This window comes from Pseudodesulfovibrio sp., assembly GCF_028692895.1.
Classification (GTDB): domain Bacteria; phylum Desulfobacterota; class Desulfovibrionia; order Desulfovibrionales; family Desulfovibrionaceae; genus Pseudodesulfovibrio.
Genome location: NZ_JAQUWN010000089.1, coordinates 1 through 11,487 on the forward strand (window position 1 = coordinate 1; position 11,487 = coordinate 11,487).

15 protein-coding genes are annotated in these 11,487 nt (G+C 67.8%); 13 read left to right on the forward strand and 2 right to left on the reverse strand.

Annotation, left to right across the window (positions count from 1 at the left end):
* The 6 genes from PHP91_RS15590 to PHP91_RS15615 form a co-directional block, all read left to right on the forward strand.
* Nucleotides 1-229, forward strand: a 229-nt coding sequence (locus PHP91_RS15590; RefSeq protein ID WP_300142793.1) for a hypothetical protein, incomplete at its 5' end; no start/stop codon positions are given.
* 65 nt (nt 230-294) lie between these two features.
* Complete coding sequence (locus PHP91_RS15595) at nt 295-1,245, forward strand: AEC family transporter (RefSeq protein WP_300142796.1); 951 nt, start codon at nt 295-297, stop codon at nt 1,243-1,245.
* 16 nt (nt 1,246-1,261) lie between these two features.
* Entirely contained in the window at nt 1,262-2,359 is a 1,098-nt protein-coding gene (locus PHP91_RS15600) for an ATP-binding protein (RefSeq protein WP_300142799.1), read from the forward strand.
* Between the two features lie 95 nt (nt 2,360-2,454).
* Nucleotides 2,455-2,865 carry a Holliday junction resolvase RuvX gene (gene ruvX / locus PHP91_RS15605; protein WP_300142802.1) on the forward strand — a complete coding sequence of 137 codons (411 nt, stop codon included), beginning with the start codon at nt 2,455-2,457 and terminating at the stop codon, nt 2,863-2,865.
* Entirely contained in the window at nt 2,844-3,911 is a 1,068-nt protein-coding gene (mltG, locus tag PHP91_RS15610) for an endolytic transglycosylase MltG (protein ID WP_300142805.1), read from the forward strand. Before ruvX ends, mltG begins: the two co-directional genes overlap by 22 nt.
* 76 nt (nt 3,912-3,987) lie before the next feature.
* Nucleotides 3,988-5,013: a hypothetical protein gene (locus tag PHP91_RS15615; protein ID WP_300142808.1), complete on the forward strand. Its 1,026-nt coding sequence runs from the start codon at nt 3,988-3,990 to the stop codon at nt 5,011-5,013.
* Between the two features lies 1 nt (nt 5,014).
* Here PHP91_RS15615 and lepB read toward each other — a convergent pair whose 3' ends face one another.
* Entirely contained in the window at nt 5,015-5,899 is an 885-nt protein-coding gene (gene lepB / locus PHP91_RS15620; RefSeq protein ID WP_300142811.1) for a signal peptidase I, read from the reverse strand.
* A 77-nt stretch (nt 5,900-5,976) separates the two neighbouring features.
* Nucleotides 5,977-6,348, reverse strand: coding sequence for a response regulator (locus tag PHP91_RS15625; RefSeq protein ID WP_300142814.1), 372 nt, complete (start codon nt 6,346-6,348; stop codon nt 5,977-5,979).
* 220 nt (nt 6,349-6,568) lie between these two features.
* Here PHP91_RS15625 and PHP91_RS15630 point away from each other — a divergent pair, with 220 nt between their 5' ends.
* The 7 genes from PHP91_RS15630 to PHP91_RS15660 all read left to right on the forward strand — a co-directional run.
* The gene (locus PHP91_RS15630; RefSeq protein ID WP_300142821.1) at nt 6,569-6,766 is read left to right on the forward strand and encodes a hypothetical protein; all 198 of its coding nucleotides are present in this window, start codon (nt 6,569-6,571) and stop codon (nt 6,764-6,766) included.
* An 11-nt stretch (nt 6,767-6,777) separates the two neighbouring features.
* Nucleotides 6,778-7,701, forward strand: coding sequence for an ATP-binding protein (locus tag PHP91_RS15635; RefSeq protein ID WP_300142824.1), 924 nt, complete (start codon nt 6,778-6,780; stop codon nt 7,699-7,701).
* A gap of 4 nt (nt 7,702-7,705) precedes the next feature.
* The gene (locus tag PHP91_RS15640; RefSeq protein WP_300142827.1) at nt 7,706-8,725 is read left to right on the forward strand and encodes a glycosyltransferase; all 1,020 of its coding nucleotides are present in this window, start codon (nt 7,706-7,708) and stop codon (nt 8,723-8,725) included.
* Nucleotides 8,726-8,765: 40 nt separating this feature from the next.
* Nucleotides 8,766-9,410 (forward strand): site-2 protease family protein, encoded by a 645-nt coding sequence (locus PHP91_RS15645; RefSeq protein WP_300142830.1) that lies wholly within the window; start codon nt 8,766-8,768, stop codon nt 9,408-9,410.
* Between the two features lie 26 nt (nt 9,411-9,436).
* Entirely contained in the window at nt 9,437-10,420 is a 984-nt protein-coding gene (gene trpS, locus PHP91_RS15650; RefSeq protein ID WP_300142832.1) for a tryptophan--tRNA ligase, read from the forward strand.
* 77 nt (nt 10,421-10,497) lie between these two features.
* A complete protein-coding gene (locus tag PHP91_RS15655) occupies nt 10,498-10,926 on the forward strand; it encodes a peptidylprolyl isomerase (RefSeq protein ID WP_300142834.1) in 429 nt (142 codons plus the stop codon).
* A gap of 89 nt (nt 10,927-11,015) precedes the next feature.
* The coding region (locus tag PHP91_RS15660; protein WP_300142837.1) for an aminotransferase class I/II-fold pyridoxal phosphate-dependent enzyme at nt 11,016-11,487 on the forward strand (472 nt) is incomplete at its 3' end.

Genomic DNA, 11,487 nt, shown 5'->3' on the forward strand with positions numbered 1-11,487 from the left:
GCGCAAGAAGATCCAGCTCACGGCGGACCTCGACGCGGACAAGGCGCGCCCCGTGGTGGTAGGCTGCCCGTCCTGCAAGGTGGGCATCAAGCGGTCCATGATGGAGCTCAAGCGGCCCAACCGGGTCCTGCACACCGTGGAGTACCTGGCCGAATGCGTGGGCGGCCCCAAGTGGAAGCGGGAGCTGGACTCCCTGCTCGACGCGGTGGAGCGGAAGGGAGCCAACTGATCCGTCTCGCGCATTGACCGGGCGGTGACGGCGGGCTATTCTCCGGGCAAACACGGAGAAGCGCCATGCCCATCACCACCCGGCTGCTCACGTCCATCGCGGTCCTCCTCGGCCTTATCTGCTTTGCGGCCTTCCTGCGGCACAAGGGGTTCCTCAAGAGCGAGCACGGCGGCGTCTTCGCCAAGCTCGTCACCCACTGCACCCTGCCCGCCCTGATCTTCGTCTCGCTGGCCACCACCACCGTGGAATGGGATCAGGCGTGGCTCGCCCTCATCATGCTCGGGGCCGAGCTGACGGCCCTGGCCCTGGGATGGGTGGCGGCCCGGCTGCTCAAGCTGGAGCGGCCCGCCGCGGGCGCGCTGATCATGGTCTCGGGCTTCGGCTCCTCCTCCCTGCTCGGCTACGCGCTCATCACCGAGGTCTTTCCCGGCAACGCGGGAGCCATGACCGAGGCGGTCATGGTCTCGGAGATCGGCGTGGGCCCGGCCCTGTTCACCCTGGGCACCATGATCGCCATCTACTACGGCGACCAGGAGGCCTCGGCCGACGCGCGGATGAAGGCGGCCCTGGCCTTCTTCAAGTCGCCCATCTTCGTCTCCGTGGTGGCCGGGCTGGCCTGGGCCGCGCTCCGGCTGCCCACCTCCGGTCCGGTCATGGGCACGGTCATGCAGGCCCTCAAGGCGGCGGGCACGGCCAACACCCTGATGGTCACCCTGCTGGTGGGCGTGCTCCTGGAGTTCAAGGGCATCCAGACCGTGGCCCTGGCCGGGGCCGCCGTGGCCCTGAACAAGCTCGTCCTCAAGCCGGTCATGATCTGGCTGCCCACCACCTTCATGGACCTGCCGGTCTGGCAGGTCCACGTCCTGGTGCTGGAGGCGGCCATGCCGTCGGCCCTGCTCACCGTGGCCCTGTGCCGCTCCTACGGGTGCGACGCCGGGCTCGCCTCGCGCATGGTCTTCCTGACCACGGTCCTGAGCGCCCTGACCATCCCGATCATGTTCGGCCTGCTGGCCTAGGACGGGAGGCGACGCCATGCCAGCCATCACGGAACTCATCCTCAACAACCTGCCGGTGGGCCTGCTGGTCATCGACCGCGGCGGCAAGATCGTCGAGTCGAGCCCCTCGGCCGCCAGCATTCTCGGCTGCCCGCAAGGGGCGTTCAAGGGAAGCCAGTGGGGGGAGGTCTTCCTCTCCCGGCAGGAGAACCTCGAATTCAGCGAGGTCGTCCTCGACGCCATCCAGAACGAGACGCCCACCGTGGAGCGCGTCACGCCCTACACCTCGCCGGGCGGCGATATGAAATATCTCTCGGTCATCTCCTCGGCCGAGCGGGGCGAGGACGGCAGAATCCGGGCGATCATGGTCCTGTTCGAGGACCTGACCGAGCTGCACCGGCTCAACGAGCGGGAGAAGCACATCCTGGAGGTCAACCACCGGCTGGCCGCCCAGCGCGCCGAGAGCCTCATCGCCTTCGCCCAGTCCGTGGCCCACCAGGTGCGCAACCCGCTCATGGCCATCGCCGGGTTCTCCCGCCTGCTGGAGCGCACGGCCGACGACTCGGAGCGCGAGTCCCTGACCGCCATCCGCGAGGAGGCCAAGAAGCTCGAATCCATGGTCAAGGCCGTGGCCGAATACAGCGCCATCACCGTGGGCCCGCCCGCCCAGGTCAACCTGTGGGTAATCATCGAGGAAGCCAAGCGCCGCATCGCCGAACACCCGGCCGTGGCCGGCAAGGGCATCGACTGGCAGGCTGACTGCCCGGACATGAACGTCAAGGTGGACCGCGACCTCATCGCCCTGGCCCTGTCCGAGGTGCTGCTCAACGCGGCCGAGTTCGCCGGGCCGGAGGCGGCGGTCCGCATCTGCGCCCGCGAGGCCGGGGCCACCATCAAGATTTCGGTGGCGGACAACGGCCCCGGATTCACCAGGGAGGGACTGCGCATGGCCTTCGACCCCTTCTTCACCACCAAGGCGGCGGGCGCGGGCATGGGGCTGACGCGCGCCCGGCTCATCCTCAACGGGCACCAGGGGACCATGGACATCGACAACCCGCCGGAAGGCGGCGCGCACGTGGTCTTCACCCTGCCGGTGGAGCCGCTCCCGGTGGAGCCGGACGCACTTTCCGATTGACCCCGGCTCCCCCGCCGTGCTTTTCTTCCGGCCATCATGCGAACCGCCAACCGAAAAACCGACCCGCGCCGACGCGCCTCCCGGAGGGGGGCCTGATGCGCGCGCTCGGCGTCGACTTCGGCCTCAAGCGGGTCGGGCTGGCCCTGTCCGACCGGACGGGCACCCTGGTCTCGCCCTACCGGACCATCGAGCGGACCACGCGCGACGCCCTCTTTGACGAACTGGCCGAAATCCTTCAAAAGGAGTCGGTCGAGGCCGTGGTCGTCGGCCTGCCCCTGTCCCTGGAGGGCGAGGACACCCTGACCACGCGGCAGGTGCGCAACTTCGCCGCGAGCCTGGCCCGCCGGACCGAGCTGCCCGTCCACCTGATGGACGAACGGCTCTCCTCGGCCCAGGCAGAGGAAGAACTCAACGCCGCGAACGTGCGCGGCAAGAAACGAAAGGCGGTCCTGGACAGTCAGGCGGCCGCCGTCATCCTTCGCTCATGGCTCGAAAGCGGACACTGATCCTCTCGCTGGCCGCGCTGGTCCTGCTCGCCGCGGCGGGCCTGGGCGGCTACAAGGCCCACCTCGCCTGGCAGGACCGCCAGTTCCTGGCCACGCCGCCCGAAACGCCGGGCCGCGAGCTCGTCTTCCGCGTGGAGCCGGGGCAGATCTTCACCACCATCGCCCGCAACCTCAAGCAGGCCGGGCTCATCACCGACTCGCGCCGATTCCTCCACCTGGCGCGGACCGAGGGCAAGGCCTCGTCCGTGCGCGCCGGGGAGTTCCTCCTGAACACGGGCTGGACGCCCGGCCGGGTCCTGCGCGAGCTGACCACCTCGGCGGGCATCATGAAGAAGGTCTCCGTGCGCGAGGGGCTGACCTGGTGGCAGACCGCCGACAAGATCGCCGAGTCCGGGCTGGGCACGCGCGAAGGCTTCGCCGCCGCCGTGGCCGACCCCGCCCTGCTGGCCCGCCACGGCATCGAGGCGAAGGACGCCGAGGGCTACCTCTTCCCCGAGACCTACCTGCTCACCCCGCCCCACGGCGACCAGTCGCGCTACATGGCCGAGGCCATGATCCACGAATTCTTCAAGAACGCGAGAAAGGTCTGGCCCGGCGGCCCTCCGCCCTTCGCGGAAATGCACCGGACCGTCATCCTCGCCTCCCTGGTGGAGAAGGAGACCGGCGACCCGGCCGAGCGCGGCCGCATCGCGGGCGTGTTCGCCAACCGGCTGAAAAAGGGCATGCTCATCCAGGCGGACCCGACCATCATCTACGGCCTGGGCCCGGACTTCGACGGCAACATCCGAAAGAGCGACCTGCGCGACGGGGACAACCCCTACAACACCTACATGCACCAGGGGCTGCCCCCGGGGCCCATCTGCTCGCCCGGACTGGAGTCGCTCCTGGCCGCCGCCCACCCCGAGGCCCACAACTATCTCTACTTCGTGGCCAAGGGCGACGGCACCCATCATTTCAGCGCAACCCTCAAGGAACACAACGACGCGGTGGTCCGCTACCAGCTCCGGCGCAACCGCGCGACCTACCGGTCCACGCCCGAGCCCTGATCGGTCCGCATTGCTCCCGGCCGGATTTTATTGTACATCCCGAGCCATCGCATGGATGCAATCCGGGGGTGGAACAATGGTGCGATACTGGTGCGTGATCCTGGCGACGGCCGTCCTGGCGATTCTCGGCCCGGCCGGGTCCATGGGCGCGGGCGACCACGTCGTCCGCCGGGCCGCCTTCGACATCGGCTCCACATCCATCAAATGCACCGTGGCCGACGTGGACATGATCACCGGCGCGCTGGTCAAGGTGGTGGCGGAGGACGCCCGCAAGGTGGACTTCGCCGAGGACCTGGCCCGCTCCTATGACGGCAACCTCGGCCGCGAGGTCATGGAGCGGGGACAGGCCGCCCTGGAGGCCCTGCGCCAGGACGCGCTCAAGCTCCAGGCCCGCCAGTTCTCCGCCGTGGGCGGGGCCTGCTTCCAGGCCGCCCGCAACGGCCGCGCCTACTTCGTCACCCTGCAACAGGCCCTCGGCTTCTCCTGCCGCATCGTCTCCGAGCAGCAGGCCTCCCTGCTCAACTACCACGCCGTCCGGCTCATGGTGAACGTGCCCGAGCCCGCCCTGCTGGTCTGGGACATCGGCGGCGACACCCAGCAGATGACCGTCCGCAACCCGGACGGGACCATGACCTTCCACATGGACGACCTGGCCTCGGTCTCCTTCAAGAACGCGGTCATCCGCGTGATCCAGGGGCGCGACATCGCCACCGCCCACTCCCCCAATCCCATGACCGAGCGCCAGGTGCGCGAGGCCCTGCGCTACGCCAAGGCCCACGCCGAGATGGAGCTCCCGCGCGACCTGGCCGGGCGGCTCCGCTCGGGCGCGCTGACCGTCATCGGCATCGGCGGCGTGCACTACCACTCCCTGCCCGAAACCATGGGCAGCGGCCCCGCCCGCTACACGCGGCGGCAGGCGGCCGACGCCCTGGCCCGGTGGACAGGCAAGTCCGACAAGGATTTCGCCAGCGAATACGCCGACACGCGGCTGACCAACCTGATCCTGGTCCTGGCCTACATGGACACCATGGGCATCGACGCGGTCACCCCGATCAAGTGCAACGAGGCCCACGGCCTCCTGGTCTCCCCGGAATACTGGTAGCTCAGCGCAGGGACGCGCCCAGGCGGGACCAGCGGTCCGCCGACGGTCCCGGTAAATAGACGTAGAGCGCCCTGGCCAGCATCCGCCCCCGCGCGACCGGGCCGAGCCAGCGCGAGTCGTAGGAATGCTCGCGGTTGTCGCCCATGCAGAAATATTCGTCCGGCCCGAGGGCGACCGGGTCCATGCGGTCGCGGCCGGGAAGGTCCTGCCCCGCCTTGTCGTGGGCGGCGTAGGGCTCGTCCAGGGGGCGGCCGTCGACGGACACCCGCTGGGCCTCGATGGACACGGTCTCGCCCGGCAGGCCGACCACCCGCTTGACGAACCGCTTGCCGCTCTCCGCCTCCAGGAACGTGACCACGTCGCCCCGGCGCACCGGGTCGGCCGGGGACAGGACCTCGGCCATGAAGTGGTCGCCCACCTGGAGGGTGGGGAGCATGGACGCGGAAGGGGCCTTGTAGGCCTCGTAGAGGGTGGCCCCCATGCCCGCCTGGAGCGCCGCGCCGGAGGCCAGGCTGACCGCGACGGCCAGCACGTAGACCCAGCCCCGGTTCCACCGGCCGGGCGAAATCGCCCCGAGCCGCCGGGCCGACAGGTAGGCCTCCACCGGTGCGGCCAGATTGATCGCGGCCAGCACGGCCCCGGCGGCGACCACCCCGGCGAAGGTGCCCATGGAAAGATACAGCACGACGCCCAGGCCGAACTCCGTGAAGAAGAAGAGCAGCCCCTTCCTCCACTGGCCGTTGTAGACCTGCCCCAACCCGGTGGCGACGAGCGAAAGCAGTGCGGCCAGCCAGGGCCTGCGGCGAAGGACGGCCGTCCCCGGCGCCGGGGGAGGCGGCGGGCCGTCGGGCGTCCTGGGGATTTCGGGCGTCTCGTCCGTGGACAAGGGCGTTTCCTCGGGGCTCGGATACAACAAAGGCGACCCTCCGAGGAGAGCCGCCGCGGGACAACGGACCGGCGCGCCTACGCCCCGGCCTTCTGCAACGCCATCCGGACCTTGTCCTTGAGCTCGGTCAGGTCCACGGACTTGACCACGTAGTAGTCGGCCGAGATGGACTTGAGGTCGTGCTGGAAGGAGTCGTAGGCGGTGGACAGGATAACGGGGATGCGCTGGTCCTTGGACCGGATTTCCTGGAGCAGGTCCAGACCGGAACGGTTGACGCCCAGCTTGATGTCCAGAATAACGATGGTCGGCTTTTCGCGGGCGAGGACGTCGAGGATGTCTTCCTCGCCGTCAGAAGTGGCGACCACGTAGCCGTCGGCTTCCAGTTCCTCCCGGTAGAGCATCCGTATGTGCTTTTCGTCGTCGACAACGAGAATCTTCGGTTGGCTCATTGCGTCCTCCTGTGGGAATTAGGCCGTGACCAGACCCTACGCGATAGTGCTCTTTAGGGTCAATACGGGTTGACGATTTTGCACCAAATTCTAACCTTGGTGCAACATATCGGAACATATGAGCATTTCTAGACGATACATGCCCCTTGAACTCTCGCGCGGGCCCGGTTAGGCTTGCGGACTGCCGACGGCCCCGAGGCCCGAGGCGAGGAGAAAACCCGTGATCACCGTAAATCTGGAACCGGACGGCAAGGTCCTCGAACTGCACGACATCCGCAGCGTGGTCGGCCTGCTCAACAAGCTCGGCATGCGCCACACCATGGCCATCATCGCGCGCGGCGGCGAGCTGCTCACCCCGGACCGCAAGCTCTCGCACGGCGACGTGGTCCTGGTGCGCAAGGTCACCTCGGCCGGATAGGATACCCCCACATGAAATGCTCCCGCTGCAAGGCGACGGCCTGCGTCTCCCTGCCCAGCCACCACTCCGGATTCTGCCCGGACTGCTTCAAGCTCTTCTTCACCCGCCAGGTGGAGACCGCCGTCCGGCGCGAGAAGATGTTCACCAGGGACGAGCGCATCCTGGTGGCCCTGTCCGGCGGCAAGGACTCGCTGGCCCTGATGCTCGAACTGTCGAGCCAGGGCTACGACGTGACCGGCCTGCACATCGACCTCGGCATCCCCGACTCCTCGGAAAAGGCGCGGGCCAAGGTGGAGGCCTTCTGCGCCTCACGGGGCCTCAGGCTGGAGGTCTTCGAGATGGCCAAATGGGGCCTGCCCATCCCGGACGTGAAGCGGTTCTCCACCCGGCCGGTCTGCGCGGTCTGCGGCAAGCTCAAGCGCCACCACTTCAACCGCATCGCGCTTGCGGGCGGCTACGACGCCCTGGCCACGGGCCACAACCTGGACGACGAGGTGGCCCGGCTCTTCGCCAACACCCTGCGCTGGGACGTGGGCTACCTCTCGGACCAGGGCCCGGCCCTGCCCGCGCGCGAGGGATTCGTGCGCAAGGTCAAGCCGCTCTTCCGCCTGAGCGAGTTCGAGACCGCCAACTACGCCTTTCTCCAGGGGATCGAGATCCACTCCGACCCCTGCCCCTACGCCTCGGGCGCGAGCTTCACCGGCCACAAGGAGCTGTGGGGCGAGCTGGAGCACCGCAGCCCCGGCCAGAAATTCCAGTTCTACCAGGGATTCCTCCAGCGCGGACGGCGCGCCTTCGCCGCCCTGGACAAGGCGGAGGGCGACGTCCTGGCCCCGTGCACCGCGTGCGGCTCCCCGACCAACGCGGGGGTCTGCTCCATCTGCCGCATCCGGGAATCCATCCGGGAAAAGAAGCTCGAAGCCGGGGAGGCCTGACCCCGTGGCCGTCCCCACCGTCTCCGTGACCCTGCCGTGCCATGACTGCGCGGCCACCGTGGGGCGGGCTCTGGAGAGCCTGCTGGCCCAGGAGGGGACGGACTTCGAAGTGGTGGCGGTCGACGACGGCAGCGCGGACGGAACCGGCGCGATCCTCGACGGATTCGCCCGGCGGGACGGCCGGGTCCGGGTCCTGCACCGGGAGCACCGGGGCGTGGTCCACGCGGCCAATGCGGCCATCGAGGCCGCGCGGGGCCGCTACCTGGCGCGCATGGACGCGGACGACGAGTGTCTGCCCGGCCGCCTGGCCGCCCAGGCCGGGCTGCTGGACAATCACCCGGACATCGGGCTGGCCGGATGCCGGGTCCGCTTCGGCGGCGACAGGCGGCGCAGCGCAGGCTACGCCCGCTACGTGGACTGGACCAACACCCTGCTCACCCCCGAGGCCATCGACCTGAACCGGTTCGTGGAATTCCCGGTGCCAAACCCGTCCATCATGTTCCGCCGCGAGTGCCTGGAGGCCCACGGCCCCTACCGCCACGGCGACTTTCCCGAGGACTACGAGTTGCTCCTGCGCTGGCTGGAGGCCGGGGTGCGCATGGCCAAGGTGGACGAGACGCTCCTGGTCTGGAACGACCCGCCGGACCGCCTCTCGCGCAACCACCCGCGCTACGACGTAGAGGCGTTTTACCGGGTCAAGGCCGCCTACCTGGCCCGCTGGCTTCAGCGGAACAACCCGCACCACCCCGACGTCCGCATCCTCGGGGCCGGACGGACCTCGCGCAAGCGGGCGGAACGGCTGCTTGAGCACGGCGTCCGCTTCGCCGCGTACCACGACGTGGACCCGCGCAAGGTGGGCAACACCGTGCACGGCGTGCCCGTGCTCGACCGCTCGGTCCTGCCCGCGCCCGGCGAAACCTTCTGCGTCTCCTACGTGGCCAGCCGGGGCGCGCGCGAGGAGATCGTGGAATTCCTGGAGGCGAGGGGGTACGTCCTGGGGCGGGATTTCATCGCCGCGGCGTGATACCGCTTGCCCCGCGCCCCCTTCCATGGTAGCCGCACACATGCCCGATTTCTTTTCCGCCGAACGGCTGCAACTGTACGCGATCATGATCCCGGGCCTGCTCACGGCCCTGATCCTGCACGAGGTGGCCCACGGCTACGTGGCCTACCTCCTGGGCGACCCCACGGCCAAGTCCCAGGGGCGGCTGACCCTCAATCCCCTCAGGCACCTGGACCCCATCGGCACACTGGCCTTCTTCTTCGTCCAGTTCGGCTGGGCCAAGCCCGTGCCGGTCAACCCGCGCTATTTCCGCAACCCGCGCCAGGGCATGATGCTCACAGCGCTGGCCGGGCCCGGGACCAACTTCCTGCTGGCCGCGGCCTTCGCCCTGATCCTGCACGGCCTGGCCGCCGCGAGCGCCAAGCCGGGCACGGCCGTGATCCTCATCTGCTATTACGGCGTGCTCGTGAACCTGATCCTCGGCGTGTTCAACCTGATCCCCATTCCGCCGCTGGACGGGAGCAACATTCTGGCGTACTTTCTGCCTCCTCGGCTGGCCTACCAGTACCAGTCCTTCGGCAGGTACGGCATCATCGCGCTCATCGGGCTCATCCTGATCGGCAACTTCACCAAGTTCAGCCTGCTCGGGCACCTCATCCTGCCCGCAGTGTCGGCCCTGGCCGCCCTGCTCGGCGTCCCCATGTAAAAAACCTTTAGCTTCCACCAGACATCATGAGCCACAATCAACGCATCGTCTCCGGCATGCGGCCCACCGGGCCCCTCCACCTCGGCCACTACTTCGGCGTCATCGCCAACTGGATCAAGCTTCAGGAAGCTTACGACTGCTTCTTCTTCGTGGCCGACTGGCACGCCCTGACCAGCGAATACGCCGACCCCACCCGCATCAAGGGCTTCGTGCCCGGCCTGGTCAAGGACTGGGTGGCCGCGGGCCTCGACCCGGACAAGTGCGCCATCTTCCAGCAGTCCCAGATCAAGGAGCACGCCGAGCTCTTCCTCTATCTTTCCATGTACACCCCGCTCGGCTGGCTGGAGCGCTGCCCGACCTTCAAGGAAATGAACGCCGAGCTGACCCAGAAGGACCTGAACACCCACGGGTTCCTGGGCTACCCCGTGCTCATGGCCGCCGACATCCTGATGTACAAGCCCAAAGCCGTGCCCGTGGGCAAGGATCAACTGCCTCACCTGGAGCTCGCGCGCGAGATCGCCCGCCGCTTCAACCACCTGACCTCCTCCGAGTTCTTCCCGGAACCCGCAGACATGCTCACCGAGGAGTGCAAGCTGAACGGCCTGGACGGCCGCAAGATGTCCAAGAGCTACGGCAACTCCATCAAGCTCTCCGAACCCCTGGACGAGATCATCCCGAAAATCAAGGGGATGAAGACCGACGAGAGCCGGTTGCGCAAGTCCGATCCGGGCGACCCGGCGGTATGCAACCTCTACCCCTACCACAAGCTGATCACCGACCCGGCCCGGCTGCCGGAGATTCAGGAAGGCTGCAAAAACGCCACCTGGGGCTGCGTGGACTGCAAGAAGGTGCTCATCGAGTCTCTGGAGCGGTTCCTGACGCCCCTGCACGAGCGCCGCGCCGCCTGCACGGACGAGCGCGTGGCCGAGATTCTGGCGGCGGGCAACAAGAAGGCCCGCGAGTACGCGGCCGCGACCATGGCCGACCTGCGCGCCCTGGTCAATTTCTGATCGAGGAAGACGGTTTCCCTTTTGCCGCCGATTGCGGTAGGGTCCGCCGATTCATTCATTCAAGCCAAGGAGAACCCATGACAGCCCGCCAAGGCAGCACCGTGAAGGTCCACTACACCGGCACCCTGAAGAGGGACGGCAGCCAGTTCGACTCCAGCGAGGGTCGTGAACCCCTGGAATTCAAGCTGGGCGAAGGCATGGTCATCGCCGGTTTCGAGCGCGCGGTCATCGGCCGGGGCGTCGGCGAAAACGTCACGGTGGAGGTCCCGCCCGAGGAGGGCTACGGCGACGTCAACGGCGAGCTGGTCTTCCAGGTCCGACGCAACCAGATTCCGCCCGACGTCAACCTGGAGGAGGGGATCATGCTTGAGATCCGGACCGAGGACGGCTCCCCGGCCTATGTGCGCGTGGCCGAGCTGGACGACGAGATGGTCACCCTCGACGGCAACCACCCCCTGGCCGGCGAAACCCTCATCTTTGCAATCGAGATAGTGGAAGTAGCCTAAATCGCTACGGATTGATTAATTCAGATTTATTTCCCCCGCCCCGTGCCAAACGGCAGGGGGCGGGGGTTCCCTTTGGGGAGGGGAACACCATGAGCATTTCCGAACGTTGCGCGTCCATGACCCCGTTCCTGGTCATGGAAATCCTGGAAGCGGCCCAGGCCATGGAGCGGGCCGGGCATTCCGTCATCCACATGGAGGTGGGCGAGCCCGATTTCGACACGCCCGAGTGCGTCAAGCGGGCCTCCGGCAAGGCCCTGGACGAGAACCGGACCCACTACACCCACTCCCTGGGCATCCTGGAGCTGCGCCAGGCCATCGCCGACGACTACAAAAAGCGCTACGGCGTCGACGTGGACCCGGCCAACATCGCGGTAACCCAGGGGACCAGCCCGGCCATGCTCGCCGTGTTCTCCACCATCCTGGAGGCGGGCGACCAGGTCATCACCTCGGACCCCTGCTACGCCTGCTACAACAATTTCATCACCTTCGCCGGGGCCGAGCCGGTCAAGGTCGAGGTGCTGGAGGACGACGCCTTCCAGTACCGCGTGGCCAACATCAAAA